General features: G+C 42.4%; 13 protein-coding genes and 1 pseudogene. 4 read left to right on the top strand and 10 right to left on the bottom strand.

Features of this window, described 5'->3' with window-relative positions; genetic code table 11:
• Positions 1 to 13: 13 nt before the first annotated feature.
• Together ACIQCE_RS06280 and ACIQCE_RS06275 are read right to left on the bottom strand one after the other, a co-directional pair.
• Positions 14 to 1,189, bottom strand: coding sequence for an acetyl-CoA C-acetyltransferase (locus ACIQCE_RS06280; protein WP_400494045.1), 1,176 nt, complete (start codon positions 1,187 to 1,189; stop codon positions 14 to 16).
• Positions 1,190 to 1,292: 103 nt separating this feature from the next.
• Positions 1,293 to 3,404, bottom strand: coding sequence for a heterodisulfide reductase-related iron-sulfur binding cluster (locus ACIQCE_RS06275; protein ID WP_400494044.1), 2,112 nt, complete (start codon positions 3,402 to 3,404; stop codon positions 1,293 to 1,295).
• A gap of 145 nt (positions 3,405 to 3,549) precedes the next feature.
• Here ACIQCE_RS06275 and cls (ACIQCE_RS06270) point away from each other — a divergent pair, with 145 nt between their 5' ends.
• Genes cls (ACIQCE_RS06270) through ACIQCE_RS06260 form a run of 3 tightly spaced genes read left to right on the top strand, consistent with a single transcriptional unit; the run spans position 3,550 to position 5,931 of the window.
• Entirely contained in the window at positions 3,550 to 4,746 is a 1,197-nt protein-coding gene (gene cls, locus ACIQCE_RS06270; RefSeq protein ID WP_400494043.1) for a cardiolipin synthase, read from the top strand.
• Positions 4,747 to 4,758: 12 nt separating this feature from the next.
• Entirely contained in the window at positions 4,759 to 5,721 is a 963-nt protein-coding gene (gene uvsE / locus ACIQCE_RS06265; RefSeq protein ID WP_400494042.1) for a UV DNA damage repair endonuclease UvsE, read from the top strand.
• Positions 5,722 to 5,778: 57 nt separating this feature from the next.
• Entirely contained in the window at positions 5,779 to 5,931 is a 153-nt protein-coding gene (locus ACIQCE_RS06260; RefSeq protein WP_400494502.1) for a hypothetical protein, read from the top strand.
• Positions 5,932 to 5,969: 38 nt separating this feature from the next.
• Here the strand turns inward: ACIQCE_RS06260 and ACIQCE_RS06255 are convergent, their stop codons facing one another.
• The 8 genes and pseudogenes from ACIQCE_RS06255 to speE form a co-directional block, all read right to left on the bottom strand.
• On the bottom strand, positions 5,970 to 6,968 hold the full coding sequence (locus ACIQCE_RS06255) for a S66 family peptidase (RefSeq protein WP_400494041.1): 999 nt from the start codon (positions 6,966 to 6,968) through the stop codon (positions 5,970 to 5,972).
• A gap of 68 nt (positions 6,969 to 7,036) precedes the next feature.
• Positions 7,037 to 7,186: pseudogene (locus tag ACIQCE_RS06250) on the bottom strand (hypothetical protein); the annotation flags it as partial.
• Complete coding sequence (locus ACIQCE_RS06245; protein WP_400494040.1) at positions 7,165 to 7,344, bottom strand: hypothetical protein; 180 nt, start codon at positions 7,342 to 7,344, stop codon at positions 7,165 to 7,167. The gene ACIQCE_RS06245 and the pseudogene ACIQCE_RS06250, both read right to left, overlap by 22 nt.
• A gap of 71 nt (positions 7,345 to 7,415) precedes the next feature.
• Positions 7,416 to 8,918, bottom strand: coding sequence for a cardiolipin synthase (gene cls / locus ACIQCE_RS06240; RefSeq protein WP_400494039.1), 1,503 nt, complete (start codon positions 8,916 to 8,918; stop codon positions 7,416 to 7,418).
• 254 nt (positions 8,919 to 9,172) lie between these two features.
• Positions 9,173 to 10,846: an arginine--tRNA ligase gene (gene argS, locus ACIQCE_RS06235; RefSeq protein WP_400494038.1), complete on the bottom strand. Its 1,674-nt coding sequence runs from the start codon at positions 10,844 to 10,846 to the stop codon at positions 9,173 to 9,175.
• Entirely contained in the window at positions 10,843 to 11,265 is a 423-nt protein-coding gene (locus ACIQCE_RS06230) for a YwiB family protein (protein ID WP_400494037.1), read from the bottom strand. Before ACIQCE_RS06230 ends, argS begins: the two co-directional genes overlap by 4 nt.
• Positions 11,266 to 11,497: 232 nt before the next feature.
• A complete protein-coding gene (gene speB, locus ACIQCE_RS06225; RefSeq protein WP_400494036.1) occupies positions 11,498 to 12,370 on the bottom strand; it encodes an agmatinase in 873 nt (290 codons plus the stop codon).
• A gap of 70 nt (positions 12,371 to 12,440) precedes the next feature.
• A complete protein-coding gene (gene speE, locus ACIQCE_RS06220) occupies positions 12,441 to 13,271 on the bottom strand; it encodes a spermidine synthase (protein WP_400494035.1) in 831 nt (276 codons plus the stop codon).
• A 223-nt stretch (positions 13,272 to 13,494) separates the two neighbouring features.
• Here speE and ACIQCE_RS06215 point away from each other — a divergent pair, with 223 nt between their 5' ends.
• The gene (locus ACIQCE_RS06215; RefSeq protein ID WP_400494034.1) at positions 13,495 to 15,564 is read left to right on the top strand and encodes a transglycosylase domain-containing protein; all 2,070 of its coding nucleotides are present in this window, start codon (positions 13,495 to 13,497) and stop codon (positions 15,562 to 15,564) included.
• Positions 15,565 to 15,576 lie beyond the last annotated feature (12 nt).

Below are 15,576 nucleotides of genomic sequence, written 5' to 3'. Positions count from 1 at the left end.
AACCCCTCCTCTTTTATTCCACCTGAATCATCAATGCATCCCCTTGACCGCCCCCACTGCAAATGGCTCCGATACCAATGCCGCCTCCTCTTTGTTTCAATGCATGAATTAAGGTCAGTATCATGCGCGTTCCACTTGCTCCGATCGGATGACCGAGTGCTACTGCCCCTCCGTTGATGTTTATTTTACGCCGGTCTAGCGCCAGTATTTTCTCACATGCCAGTACTACAGCAGAAAAGGCCTCATTGATTTCAAACAAATCAATATCCTCTAAACGTTTTCCTGTTTTCTGTAAGACCTTTTCGATTGCAAGAGCTGGGGTTTTCGGGAAATCCTTTGCCTCTAGTGCCACCTGTGCATGCCCAAGCACGACGGCCATTGGTTTTTCACCGTGATGTGCTGCATATGTGTCCTGCATTAAAAGGAGGGCACATGCACCATCATTGACACCAGGTGCGTTCCCAGCTGTGATTGTGCCGCTCGCATCAAAAACAGGCATGAGCTTTGATAATCTTTCATATGACGTATCACGCCGAGGTGTTTCATCTGCTGCCATGAATTGATCCCCTGTTTTAGTCTTGACCGTGACTGGGGTGATTTCATTCTGGAAAAAACCGCTCCTATGAGCTTCGACAGCTCGCTCATGACTTCTGAGCGCCCATAGATCCTGTTCTTCTCGCGTAATCCCAAGTTCTTTCGCTGCATGACTTCCATATTCGCCCATATGAACACCTGTAAATGAACAGGTTAATCCATCTGAAATCATAGCGTCTTCCACAGCATCGTCTCCCATTTTGTAGCCCCATCTTGCTTTTTTAAGAAGATATGGTGCATGAGACATCGACTCCATTCCGCCTGCCACAATCACTTTTGCATCTCCAGCTCGAATGATTTGGTCGGCTACACTCACACTACGCATTCCAGAAGCACACACTTTATTGATCGTTTGCGTTGGAACTGACCATGGAATATCAGCATATCTTGCCGCTTGTCTTGATGGAATTTGTCCTTGACCTCCTTGAAGCACACTTCCCATGATGATCTCATCTATTTCGTGAGAACCTGAGGCTTTTTCCAATGTAGACTTTATGGCCATCCCTCCTAATTCAGCGGCAGTGAAACTACTTAAAGATCCTCCCAGTTTTCCAAATGGCGTTCTCGCTCCAGCTACGATGACAGTTCTGCTCAATCGTTTCTCCCTCCAATTTGTTACCGCTTACATTCAAGTCAAACCGTTTGTTATAGACACCTAGTACATGCCGACGAACATGGAATTCATCGGCATGTCATCTTTATGAAGCTTGTGTCTTGGTCTCACCAAATACTGATTTTTCAAGAATCTCAGCAACGTCAAATGTACCAACTTGCTCTTCTACTTCCTTCGCTTTTGTCCCATCCCCAAGCATCGTCAAACAATATGGGCAACCGGAGCTGATAATGGATGGTTTTACTTGCAAGGCCTGCTCGGTACGCGCTGTATTAATGCGAGTTCCTGTCTCCTCTTCCATCCACATTAAGCCTCCACCAGCACCACAGCACATCCCTGTTTCACGATGACGCTCCATCTCTTTCAGCGTCACACCAGGAATGGCTTTTAAAATATCTCTTGGTGGATCATATACCTCGTTATACCTGCCAAGATAGCAAGAATCGTGAAAGGTAATCACTTCATTCACTTCATGTACAGGCGTTAATTTTCCTTGTTTGACAAGCTCTGCAAGCAATTCTGTATGATGGTACACTTCTGCATCAAGCCCGAAGTCTGGATATTCATTTTTAAATACATTATAAGCGTGTGGATCAATCGTTACGATCTTCTTGACGCCATTTTTCTGAAATTCTTCAATGTTCTTCGTCGCGAGCTCTTGAAACAAAAATTCATTCCCAAGCCTTCTTGGTGTATCACCTGAGTTTTTCTCTTTATTGCCTAAGATGGCAAAGGAGACCCCTGCTTTATTGAGCAGTTTTGCAAAGGCGAGCGCAATCTTTTGGCTTCTATTGTCATACGCACCCATTGAGCCAACCCAGAATAAGTAGTCAAAAGTTTTATCTTCTTTTTTCAGTTCTTTCACTGTTGGCACATACACATCTTCTCTAAGATCACGCCAGTTTTCCCTTTCTTTCCGATTCAGCCCCCAAGGGTTTCCTTGACGCTCGATGCTCGTCATCGCACGCTGTGCATCTGCATCCATTTTCCCTTCTGTGAGTACAAGATATCTGCGCATATCAATAATTTTATCAACATGTTCATTCATGACAGGGCATTGATCTTCACAGTTCCGGCATGTCGTACAAGCCCATATCTCTTCTTCTGTCATCACCTCACCAATGAGAGACGGATGATATAGAATTCCTGCTGCTGATTCTTCCGCTCCAGCTCCTCTTGCCTGCATTGCCAATTGGTTACCTGTTGTCTGCCTGAAGGCAAGCTGCGGTACCCAAGGTGTCTTGGATGTAATAGCAGCTCCTTTATTCGTCAAATGGTCTCTTAATTTTAATATTAAATCCATTGGCGAGAGCATCTTACCCGTTCCAGTCGCCGGACACATATTTGTGCAGCGTCCACATTCAACACAAGCGTAAAGATCAATCAGTTGAGATTGTCTAAAATCCTCAATTTTCCCAACACCAAAGGTCTCTTGTGTCTCATCTTCAAAATCAATTTTTTTCAGCTTGCCTGGCGGGTCCAACCTGCTGACAAACACGTTAACTGGTCCTGCAATGAGGTGGGCATGTTTTGACTGCGGAACATATACTAAAAAAGTAAGCAATATCAGAAGGTGTACCCACCATGCAATATAAAAAACAACGGCAGCGGTCATTGGTGACAGCCCACTGAACAAGAAGGCAATGCTTGAAGCAATTGGCTCGTTTGATGATAGTGAATGCTCATGCCAGATGATATTCATGCCATTCCCAAGTAATACGGTCAGCATCAAACCACCAATAAACAAAAGCACAAGACCTGACTTAAAGCCTCGTTTTAAGCGTACAAGCTTCTCCACATACCTTCTATGAAACGCCCAAACAACTGCTACTAAAATTAGGAGCGTGACGATCTCTTGGAAGAAAGTAAAGACACCATACAGTGAGCCTAACGGTAGCCCGCTATCTGGAACGAGCCCCTTCATAATAAAATCAAGAGCACCAAACTGAACAAGAATAAACCCATAGAAAAACAGCACATGTATGATACCGCTCTTTTTATCCTTTAACAGTTTCTTTTGTCCAAACACATTGACCCATACACGTTTGAAGCGTTTCTTTAAGTCCTTTTGGAACTCTTCCTTTTTGCCAAGGCGAATATACGCCGTACGTGTTCGAATGAGATAAATAAACAAATAAACAGCGTAAGCGGTCACCGCCGCAAATGCGATAAAGTTAACAATTAAAAGGCTATCCATCTTGCCCTCCCCCTTTCATTCCCCAAAAACCTCTTTGTTCCGTTTCCATGTTGTACCTCTATCATAAATAATGAATGAGTATTCAGTCAATATTTTTTACACGTTTGGGTACACTAATGAAATATGCAAAAAAGGAGGAACCTTCATGATCGCATTGATCATCCTACTCATACTCATCGCATTGGCACTGCTTGTGATGTTAGATCTTTATATAGCAAAAAAATATTTTTCTGCACACGCTTTTGAACGGTCCTTTGAACAAACGAGTGGCGATGCAGTCTTTTATCATGATGGGGAACCACTTTTTGATCAGTTACTCACTGATATTAAACAGGCCTCTTCTTCTATTCATATGATGTTCTTTATTGTAAAGAACGACAAGATCGGGCAAAGAGTTTTACAAGCACTAAAAGCCAAAGCGGAACAAGGGGTTTCTGTCTTTTTACTGACCGATCGGATAGGATCATATTCGTTTGATCAACAAACAATACAAATGCTGAAAAAAAGCGGTATTCAGTTCTACTTTTTAAATAAACCCCGTTTTCCGTTTTTTATTTATCGACTAAATATGAGAAATCACCGCAAGATCACAGTTATTGATGGAAAAATAGGCTATATTGGCGGATTTAATATTGGAGATGAATATGTAGGCAAAAAAGGACGTTTCGGCATTTGGAAGGATTATCATTTGAGATTGACAGGACCAATTGTAGCAGACCTGCAGCATGTGTTCCTAAATGATTTGTTCCGTTCATCTGGCATTCATCAGCTACAATACGAGATTTTTCCTACACTTGAACCGGGAACATTACCATGTACGACACGTGCGACTGCTGGCTTTTCGCTTGAACAATTATTACTTCATGATATTCAACATGCAAAGCAACAGGTGATCATTTGCACACCTTATTTTATTCCATCGAAACAACTTCTTCAGGCCCTGCTCGATGCACGAAAGCGGGGAGTAACAGTGGAAATCGTCATTCCAATGAAGGCAGATCATCCTCTTGTCAAAGAAGCAGGTTTTCATTATCTAAAAAATCTGATTGAAACTGGCTGTCTCGTTTATCGTTTTTATAAAGGCTTCTATCATGCAAAAGCGATGCTGATTGATCAAAGTCGCTGCATGATCAGTACAGCAAATTTTGATAAACGTAGCTTGTTTTTAAATGAGGAAGTAGATGTGGTCATTGATGATGCCGACTTTACTGCACACGTAGAGGAAAAGATTCGGGAGCACATGGAAGTGTCTGAGCTTATGACAGAGGAGAAATTGACACAGCGTCCGCTTTTGTCACGTCCGCTGGAATGGGTTGGCGCCATGTTCTCGTACTTTTTATAAAGGAGATGACCTATGCGTTATCGCTTTGGTTATGTATCTAATGCGGTCACATTATGGGACGCTTCTCCTGCTAAGTCGCTGACCTTCGCAAGATACAGCAAGTTGTCAAAAGAGGACAGGCAGGAGGCGTTATTACGTACAACGAAAGCCAATCTCGTGAATACGTTAAGGACCCTTTATTTCGCCATTGCCCATGATATCCCGCTTTACCGTTTTTCAAGTTCGATCGTCCCGCTTGCGACCCATCCCGAGGTGCGCTGGGACTTTGTGACACCTTTTCAAAAGGAGTTTCTTGAGATTGGCGAGTTGGTGAAACGGCATGGGCTGCGTGTGAGCTTTCACCCTAACCAATTTACCTTGCTTACTAGCCCAAAGCCTTCAATCACAGAAAATGCCGTGATTGATATGACGTACCATTATCAAATGCTTGAGGCGATGAAGCTCGAAAAGAAAGGCTATATAAACATTCATGTGGGCGGTGCGTACGGCGATAAAGAATCGGCGCTTCAACGTTTTGATGACAATATCAAACAGCTTCCGGCGCATATCAAGGCAAGAATGACGCTTGAGAATGATGACAAAACGTATACATCGTTAGAAACCCTTAGTGTATGTGAAAAGCAGGGTATTCCATTTGTTTTTGATTACCACCATCACGTGGCCAATAAAGATGATGATGCCGTGCTTGAAGACATCCTGCCAAGAATGTTCGATACTTGGACGAGCACTGGCATTCCGCCTAAAATCCATTTATCCTCACCGAAATCAGAAAAAGCCATACGCAGTCATGCAGATGGTGTAGATATGTCCTTTGTCTTACCGCTTTTTCATGCATTAAAACCGTATGGGCGTGATGTAGATTTTATGATTGAGGCGAAGTTAAAGGATCAGGCACTGCTCCGTCTTGTCGAAGAGCTGTCTGCGATAAGAGGCAACAAGCGAACAGGCGGAGGAACCATTGAGTGGAAATCATAGAGAAAGGTTAATCCTTATGCAAACTTGTGAAAAAGTAATTATCAGGAGGATATGAAGGTGTCTCAAATCTATTCAATCCAAATCGCTACGAAAGCAAAGAACATCGTAGAGCTTGAAACCTTTAGGCTCACTCATTTAGAGTATGACTACTTAATTGTCATAGAGGGGAAAAAAGCGCAAGATCTTCTACAGTCATTTGAAAAAGAGTAGGTTTCATAAAAAAGAACAGCCCTCAGGCCGCTCTTTTGTTATATCCACTCTTTTGTTAACCAAATTTGTTTTGAAGCTGCATCCATTTTCACTTGTGCCCCGATTGGCATCGTAAGCAGCGGGTGTGTATGGGCACAGTCAAAATCTGCGATGAGCGGTCTCTTTGTCTCTCCAAGCACCTCAAGTAAAATCTCGTAAGGTTCTTTTTCCGTTCCCTCATCATCAAACAGCTCATGTTTTCCCAAAAGAATACCTGATACCCGCTCAAACACTCCATTTACTTTCAATAAAGAGAAGTTTTTTTCTACAACCGAAGCGGTTTTCATGCAATCTTCAATGAGGAGAATATCTCCCTTTTGGATTGCGGGCATGTACTCACTGCCCCATATTCCGTACATTGCATTCAGGTTCCCGCCGATCAACCTGCCTTCAGCCTGCCCTTCTATGACGCTCAGCCAATCGTTTGGACGCTGCTTTTTATCATGTGTCTTTTCTTCCCAATTGATTCGTTCATCCGTCCAAAAGGGTGGTTTTTTGATTTGATAAGGAATGGTTTGAGGCTGCATCAGGATGTCTTCGAACGACTGATATGTATAAACGACGAACGGTTCAAACTCTCCAAAAGATGGGACAAGCGCCGGTCCGTAGAAAACAGGCAGTCCCGTTTTTTCGTAGGCGGCTAAAAGAATCGCTGTCGCATCTGAATAACCGATCATGATTTTCGGATGTTGATTCAGCAGCTCAAAATCAAGATAAGGCAGCAAACTATTTGAATTTGTCCCGCCAATCATTGACATGACACACGCCAAGTCTTCCCTAGCCATAAGCTCATTCAGCTCATCCGCTCGTTCTTGAATCGTACCTGAACGGTAGTGATCCTCTTTTCCTGTTAATGATCCTGGTACCACAATGAATCCTTTTTGCTCAAGCCACTTCTTCGCCCGCTGATACCTAAGAGGCGAGGTCGCTGATGCAGGACTTGAAGGTGAAAAAATACCGATCTTATCTCCCTTTTGTAATCGCCGAAGCCCCTTCATTCCATCAGATCCTTCCTACACGATTTTTTTCTATCCTGACAAAAAAAGCCCTTCTTCAAAAGAGTTTTTCATTCATGCCCAAATTGCGCTTCGTGCAGTCTGCTGTATACGCCGCCCATTTTGATTAAGTCTTGGTGGCGGCCTTGTTCTTGAATGCCGTTTTCTATGACCACAATGATACAATTTGCAATTTTTATCATTGCAAGTCGATGAGCCATGTTGTCTGATCGGCTGCCAAATGTGCTAACGTTGTTTCATCAAAGATGAGAACTGGAGACAATGCCATTGATTTCGTGTTCACGCCATCAATGGTGATCTCTCCATCATCACGATCATAAAAACGCGGCGGAAGACTGCAGTTGGTGGACGACTCCATTGACCGACATCATGTTTATAGAAAAGGAGTTTCGTTTTATGAAAACGAATGATTTCTTCCAATGACACGTTTCACAACACACCTGAAAACAATCGGGCAAAAGATTCCTTTAAACGTTCCTTCAAGCCTCTTTTATAAAAATGAACCGGTCCCATCTGCTCACATTCCTTCATATCTTCTTCATAATGTGCTATCAATTGTGCAATCGGTTTCTTCGCAGCCATAAACACATTGACCTCAAAATTGAGCTGAAAGCTTCTCATATCGACATTCGCTGTGCCAACAGAGGCCAGCTCTCCATCTGCAATCATGACCTTTTGATGCATAAAGCCTTTCTGATAGTGATACACTTTAATGCCTTCTTTTAAAAGCTCTGGGAAATATGATCGTGTGGCGTACTGCGTCAAGAAGCCGTCATTCGTCTCCGGCACCATCACACGCACATCGACACCTCTTGTGGCAGCGATTTTTAGTGCTGTCCGAATCGACTCATTTGGCACAAAGTAAGGTGTGGCAATCCAAACAAACTTCTTGGCATTGGAAATGAGTGCATCATATAAATCACTCATACTTTCCTTCATATCAGGACCGGTTGGTACAACTTGAATGACGTCCTCTCCTGTGACAGGATGTGGTGTATGATACTTCGGGTCATCGATTAACACTTCATCTGATACGTACTCCCAGTCCAACATAAAAATAGAGTGAAGAGTCTGAACAGCTTCACCCTTCAATATCGTATGCGTGTCACGCCAAAAGCCGATACTTTCATCTCGCCCTACATATTCTTTCCCAACATTTAATCCACCGACAAACCCAGTCTTTCCATCAATCACAACGATTTTCCGGTGATTTCGGAAGTTGATTTTTTGATTAAAAAATCCATATTTCAACGGTAAAAATGGAGCCACTTTTACACCAGCTTGCTTCAATCGTTGAATATCTTTGCGTGAAAAACGAATACTGCCCACCGCATCATAAATAAAGCGAACCTCAACGCCTTCTTTCACCTTATCTATGAGAATCTCCATCATCCGATGACCGAGGAAATCAGATTTAAACATGTAGTATTCAAGATGAATGAACGTTTCAGCCTTTTTTATTTCTTCAAACATTCGCCGAAAAGTTTCTTCTCCATTTTTTAAAATTTCCATATTACTATTCGTATTCACATGCATGCCTGTCGCCTTTTCTGTATAGTGAAAAAAAGCACGCTGGCTATCTGTTAAACACGTTTCATCCGGCCGACTCTCCAATTCAGATATTCTACGTAACTTCTCACGGTTATACATTCTCTTTGATTTAAACAAGTGCCCTTTTACATAGAGCTGTCCTGAAAACAAATAAAACAGATACCCAATGATCGGGAAAAAGATCAGTACATACATCCATAACAGTGTGTGCTGTGATGTGCGATTCTCTAGCATCAGTGACACGACGCTAAATAAAATAATGGCAACATAAAAAGTAGCATACAACTGGCTGCTCCATGCTGGTATCGGCAGCCAAAACACAGCATATGCGCCCAATATCATGAAATATAAAAATAAAAATTCCAGTCTTCTCTTTTCCACCGTTTTCCGCCTCATTCGTCTCCGTCTTTTTCTCTTTTATACCCTGTTTACAGCTTGGCTCAAACGCAGATTGTCGTTTAAGCTTTCTTCTATCATTGACAGGTCGACAGAATTTGATGCTTACAGTGGATGGTCGAATGAAAAACAAATGCATTAGCGAAAAAACAGACAATATGATTTTTTGACACAAGCAACATGATCATTCATCACTAAAAACAAGACCCGCTCTTTTTCCTAAGCGGGTCTTGTTCATGTTACATTTTTTCAGGAGCGGATACACCGATCAATTTTAATGCATTGTATAGGGTAATTTGTGTTGCCTTCATTAATGTCAGACGTGCAATTGTTTTTGTTTCGTCTTCTACATCAATGACCTTCTCAGCATTGTAGAAGCTATGAAGCGCAGATGCCAAGTCGTTAATATAATTTGTTACGCGGTGCGGAATACGCTTTTCAGCTGCTTCTGCCACAACCTCTGGAAAACTGCCAATGATTTTCAGAAGATCGTATTCTTTTTCCGACTGGATGTAAGTAAGATCTGCTTTTTCAAGGCTCGGCTCAAAGCCTTTTTCTTCACCTTGACGCAACATACTGCAAATTCTCGCATGTGCATACTGTGCATAATACACTGGGTTTTCATTAGACGTTGAAATCGCTAAGTCTAGGTCAAAGTCCATATGTGTCGCCGCGCTTCTCATTGCAAAGAAATAACGAGTCGCATCTAATCCGACTTCCTCAATGAGATCACGCATGGTGACAGCCTTCCCTGTACGCTTACTCATCTTCATCTTTTCACCATTTTTGTATAGGTGAACGAGCTGAATGATCTCCACTTCAAGTTTGTCGGCTGGATATCCAAGCGCTTGAATCGCCGCCTTCATTCGAGGGATATAGCCGTGGTGGTCTGCCCCCCAAATGTTAATCAGTTGGTCAAAACCTCTGTCTAGCTTGTCCTTATGATATGCGATATCTGGGAGCAAATAGGTGAAGCTGCCATCTTTTTTTATCAAGACGCGATCTTTGTCATCGCCAAAATCAGTCGAACGAAACCAAGTCGCACCCTCTGATTCATAGATATAGCCTTTTTCACGAAGCGTTTTAAGTGCAGGCTCAATTTTGTCGTTTTCATATAAGGATGTTTCTGAATACCATACATCAAACGGAACTCTGAAATTCTCTAGGTCTACACGTAGTTTCTCTAATTCATATTTTAAACCGTACTCACGAAAGAACTTCATTCGTTCTTCTTCTGGCTCATGCACGAAACGATCACCAAATTCATCGGCAATCTTCTGACCAATTCCTTTAATGTCTTCCCCTCTGTAGCCATCCTCTGGCATTTCCTTTTCAAGACCAAGCGCCTCGAAGTAGCGTACCTCTACAGATAACGCCAAGTTGTTTATCTGATTGCCCGCATCATTGATATAGTATTCACGGCTCACTTCATAGCCTGCTTTAGCAAGGATATTACAAAGCGAATCACCTACGGCTGCCCCGCGTGCATGTCCTAGGTGAAGGTCTCCAGTTGGATTTGCAGAAACAAATTCAACTTGGATTTTTTGTCCGCCCCCTGTATTTGTTTCTCCATAAGCGTCTTTTGCTTCAAGTACAGCTGGGATTAATTTTGTTAAATATTGATTGTTCATATAAAAGTTAATAAAGCCTGGTCCGGCAATATCAAGCTTTTCAATAGATGCTTTCCCTTTATCAAAGACCGCCACAATGTCTTCTGCAATTTGACGTGGTGCTTTCTTTGCGATTCTTGCAAGCTGCATTGCCATATTGGTGGAATAGTCTCCGTGCGCCTTCTCCTTCGGCACTTCTAGCAAGACATCAGGCACCTGACTTTCTGTGGCAAGTCCTGCCTTGACGACTGCGGCGATTATCTCTTTCTTTAACGCATCTTTGACCTGTTCTGCGATATTCATGAACGTAAATCCTCCTTATACGAAATAGATAATGTATGTAAATGCTTTTGATTTTCACCTGTCAGCATATCGTACGTAATGTGCAATAACCCATTTTCCTCATCGAGTTCGATGCCATGTGTGTGCATATCAAGCTGAAGTGTGCAAAATGGCATTTTGTAATGTGTCACTGTCGTTTCTCCAATGAGAAAACGTTGCTTCATATGAATAGCACCTGATCTCATGACAAAAATCTCTTTTTCACTCATTTTCACAACGGTTTTCACTTTACCCATTTCATGTTCTTCATAGTAAGTGAGATACGTTTTGTCATTTATCTCTTGATACGTTCCAGTTGTTCGGAATTCAATTGTTTCAGCTTGCTCCGTCTCTGGTCTCATCACTGACTTTACATGAATTGAAATCTGGTTTTGTGTCATTTTGCACTTCCTTTGCTAAGACCCGTTTAACTAAAATAGTATACCATATTCACGTTCGCCTATCATACCATCATTTCTAAACTTCACTTGGAATAAACGTTGTTTGAATGGGCTATTTCACTGTAAAAAAAGGAAAAGAGAAAATGAAGCTGAAAAACAGAATAAATCCAATGATCAACCAAGCTAAAAAAAGAGCTTGTCCAATTTAAATGGCAAGCTCTTATATCACGATTTATTTCACAAACCCGAGCAGCATTTCGCGAAGAAGCTTGCTGGCTGTATTCGCTGTTTGGTCGGAGTGATCGTATACAGGCGCAACCTCCACAAGGTCTGCACCGACAACGTTCACATCAGAACCAGCAATGGCATGAATAGACGCAAGCAATTCCTTAGAAGTAATTCCGCCAGCATCAACTGTTCCTGTACCAGGCGCATGTGCTGGATCAAGTACGTCAATGTCAATGGTCACATAAACTGGACGACCTTTCAGTTTCGGCAATACTTCCTTCAATGGCTCCAGCACTTCAAATTTAGATATATGCATGCCGGCTTTTTTTGCCCATTCGAACTCTTCTTTCATACCAGAACGGATACCGAAAGAGAACACATTTTCAGGACCGATCAGCTCTGCTACTTTACGAATCGGTGTAGAATGTGATAGCGGCTCACCTTCATATTCCTCACGCAGATCCGTATGGGCATCCATATGAATAATCGCTAAATCTGGATATTTCTTATGCATGGCACGGAAGACAGGCCAAGAGACTAGATGCTCCCCGCCCATTCCTAATGGAAACTTGCCCTTTTCTAAAATACTGTCGACGTACTCTTCAATTAAATCTAAGCTTTTTTGTGCGTTACCAAATGGAAGTGGAATATCTCCGGCATCAAAGAATGGTACTTCATGCAACTGACGATCTAAATAAGGACTGTATTCTTCTAAACCAATGGATACTTCTCGAATGCGGTTCGGACCAAAACGTGAACCTGGGCGATAGCTCACTGTCCAATCCATCGGCATGCCATATAAAATCACTTTTGCATCTTCCCATGTTGGAAGACTTCCAATAAATACTTTTCCTGAATAAGCCTCGTCAAATCTCATGCAAAGATTCCTCCTTTTAGCTTTCAAAAAATGCGCAAACAGTCATTTGCGCATTCCAAGTTTTACTTGATTATTTGATTAAGTCGCTCACAAATTTCGGCAAAACGAACGCCGCTTTGTGCAATTCTTTCGTATAATATTTCGTATCAATATCGAAGAAACGGCTGTCCTCCACCGCAAGTGGATCATATTTCTTCGAACCCATCGTAAATGTCCAAAGCCCGCTCGGATACGTTGGGATGTTTGCAAGATAAAGCTTTGTAATCGGGAAGATTTCTTTCACATCACGCTGTACATTCGTAATCAATTCTGGTGTAAACCAAGGATTGTCCGTTTGTGCAACGAAAATGCCGTCTTCTTTTAATGCTTTTGAAATTCCTGCGTAAAATCCTTTGGAGAACAAATGAACCGCTGGTCCTACTGGTTCAGTAGAGTCCACCATGATGACATCATACTCGTTGTCAGCTTCTGCAATGTGCATAAAACCGTCTCCCACTTTGACATCGACACGAGGATCATCGAGCTTGCCAGCAATTGAAGGAAGATATTTCTTCGAGTAGTCGATCACTTTGCCATCAATATCAACAAGTGTCGCTTTTTTCACACTTGGATGTTTGAGGATTTCACGAATGACACCGCCGTCTCCCCCACCTACGACTAGTACATTTTCAGGGTTTGGATGAGTGAAAAGAGGAACATGCGCCACCATCTCATGGTATACAAACTCATCCTTCTCTGACGTCATCACCATGCCATCTAAAAACAGCATATTGCCAAACTCTTCTGTTTCCACCACCTCTAAATGTTGAAAGTCTGTTTGCTCCGTATGAAGGGTTTTATTGACCTTCAATGTAATGCCAAAATTCTTCGTTTGCTTTTCTGTATACCAAAGCTCGCTCATTGTTCATCTTCCTCTCATCCAATAATAAACAAACATCTATTGTTAGCACTGTAACGGCTATTACATATCGCAATTGTCCAAGAAAAAAGTATAGTGGATTCATATCAAATTGTAAAGAACCACATGACATATCTTCATTTTTCCATCAAGCCAATGCATTCGCTTGTTTAAAACAGTTTTCTTTGTTCCATACTGATAAAAAACGGCAAAATGGGGGCTTTGCATGGACACAATCATGAGTAATAAAAGAATCCGCATGACCATGAAAACGATTCGAGCATGCTTTTTTATTGGCCTGCTCGCCTTTCTATTTGCAGGGACTGTATTTTTGACAATCCTTTTACTGGCAAAATGGCAAGGTGCTCCTTCTGTGCAAGTTCCTCAATCCACGACCATTTATGCAGCGGACGGCTCGAAGCTTGGAGAAACCAATTTTGGAGAAAAACGGTATTGGGTTCCATTGAAAGAGATGTCTCCTTACATGAGACAAGCAGTTGTGGCCGTTGAAGATAAAACTTTTTATCAGCATCATGGGTTTGATATCAAACGGATGGCAGGTGCTGCGGTGGCTGATATCCGTGCCATGGCAAAGGTCCAAGGTGCCAGCACGATCACCCAGCAATACGCGCGTAACCTTTATTTAGATCACGATAAAACATGGAAGCGAAAGTGGAATGAAGCATTTTACACGATTCGCTTAGAGCAAAACTATACAAAAGATGAAATTTTAGAAGGCTATTTGAACACCATCTATTACGGTCACGGTGCGTATGGTGTGGAAGCCGCTTCTCGACTTTATTTCGGAAAAAAAGCAAAGGATTTGACTTTAGCCGAATCCGCCCTGCTCGCCGGAATCCCAAAAGGTCCTTCCCTCTATTCTCCTTATGTCAATCAGGAGAAAGCCCATTCAAGAAAAATGATGATCCTGAAACAAATGCAAGAAGATGGGATGATCTCAAAGAAAGCAGCCGCTGATGCGGCTCAAGAAAAACTGTCTTATCGTCCTTTGCAAAAACAGCAATTGCAAGCAAAACAAGCACCGTATTTTTATGATGATGTGATCAGAGAGCTGAAACAAAACCTTCACTTAACAGAGGAACAGATTGAAACCTATGGACTTCATATTCAAACAACACTGGACCCTGCTTTGCAAAAAATCGCTGAGAACACAATGAAAGACACCATAAGTCCTCATTCAGACATCCAGATTGGCTTCACAGCTATTCATCCCCAGACAGGGCATGTGCTTGCCTTAGTTGGCGGAAGAGATTATAAGAAAAGCCCATTCAATCGGGTCACACAAGCTAAAAGACAGCCTGGTTCAACCATGAAACCATTGCTCTATTACATTGCAGTGCAAAATGGATTTACACCAGCGACAGTGATGCGAAGTGAGGAAACTGTATTTGAACTCGACGATCAAGGAAACGACGCTACCTATTCGCCAAGCAACTATCACGGCTATTACGCCAATGACGGCATTACAATGCTTCAAGCCTTGGCTCTCTCTGATAATATATATGCCGTCAAAACCCATCTGTTTTTAGGGATGGAACAGCTTGTACGTGCTGGCAAAACATTTGGCATCCATGAAAAACTGGATCAAGTCCCTTCTCTTGCTCTAGGTACGTCACCTGTTAAGCCCATTGAAATGACAAATGCGTATGCCATGCTTGTGAACGGGGGCAAACGGGTGAAACCAACTTTTATCACCAAAGTAACGGATGCAAAAGGCAACGTACTCTTTGAGGAGAAACAAAAAAGAGAGCAAGTGCTTGATGAAAAAGCGGCATTTGTCATAACAGACATGATGACAGGCATGTTCAATGATCAACTAAACGGGTATACGAGTGTCACCGGTCGCACCATCATGAAGGAACTCACACGAACATATGGCGGGAAATCTGGGACAACTGGAGCCGATAGCTGGATGATTGGTTTTTCCCCGCAGCTCGTCACAGGGGTGTGGACTGGATATGATAAAGGACGCACTATTGACTCTGTTGAAGAAACCGCCTATGCGAAAAAAATCTGGGCAGATTTTATGGAATCAGCCCTTGAAGATCAACCAGCCTCCTCCTTTATGCCGCCGGACGGAGTGAAAGGCGTGTATATCAACCCAAAAACCGGTGATATCGCAGGCCCCGGATGTGAATCAAAAGTATTCACTTATTTTATAGAAGGAACTGAACCGACAGGGGTATGTAATGGCGCCGAGAAAAAGGCAGTGGATCAAGATCCGCCTCAAGATCAAAAGCCAAGAAAATGGTGGGAAAAATGGTTGAACCGATAAAATAAAAAAAGA

The sequence above is a fragment of the Bacillus sp. NPDC093026 genome (assembly GCF_044754665.1).
In the GTDB taxonomy this organism is placed as follows: Bacteria; Bacillota; Bacilli; order Bacillales; family Bacillaceae; genus Bacillus; species Bacillus maqinnsis.
This window is presented reverse-complemented; position numbering and strand designations above follow the sequence as displayed.

Excerpts from the sequence above, each read along its gene's own strand:
- ACIQCE_RS06215 (WP_400494034.1), top strand. The coding sequence starts at position 13,495 with ATGGACACAATCATGAGTAATAAAAGAATCCGCATGACCATGAAAACG.
- speE (WP_400494035.1), bottom strand. The coding sequence starts at position 13,271 with ATGAGCGAGCTTTGGTATACAGAAAAGCAAACGAAGAATTTTGGCATT.
- speB (WP_400494036.1), bottom strand. The coding sequence starts at position 12,370 with ATGAGATTTGACGAGGCTTATTCAGGAAAAGTATTTATTGGAAGTCTT.
- ACIQCE_RS06245 (WP_400494040.1), bottom strand. The coding sequence starts at position 7,344 with ATGGAGTCGTCCACCAACTGCAGTCTTCCGCCGCGTTTTTATGATCGT.
- argS (WP_400494038.1), bottom strand. The coding sequence starts at position 10,846 with ATGAATATCGCAGAACAGGTCAAAGATGCGTTAAAGAAAGAGATAATC.
- ACIQCE_RS06230 (WP_400494037.1), bottom strand. The coding sequence starts at position 11,265 with ATGACACAAAACCAGATTTCAATTCATGTAAAGTCAGTGATGAGACCA.
- cls (WP_400494043.1), top strand. The coding sequence starts at position 3,550 with ATGATCGCATTGATCATCCTACTCATACTCATCGCATTGGCACTGCTT.
- ACIQCE_RS06255 (WP_400494041.1), bottom strand. The coding sequence starts at position 6,968 with ATGAAGGGGCTTCGGCGATTACAAAAGGGAGATAAGATCGGTATTTTT.
- ACIQCE_RS06275 (WP_400494044.1), bottom strand. The coding sequence starts at position 3,404 with ATGGATAGCCTTTTAATTGTTAACTTTATCGCATTTGCGGCGGTGACC.
- uvsE (WP_400494042.1), top strand. The coding sequence starts at position 4,759 with ATGCGTTATCGCTTTGGTTATGTATCTAATGCGGTCACATTATGGGAC.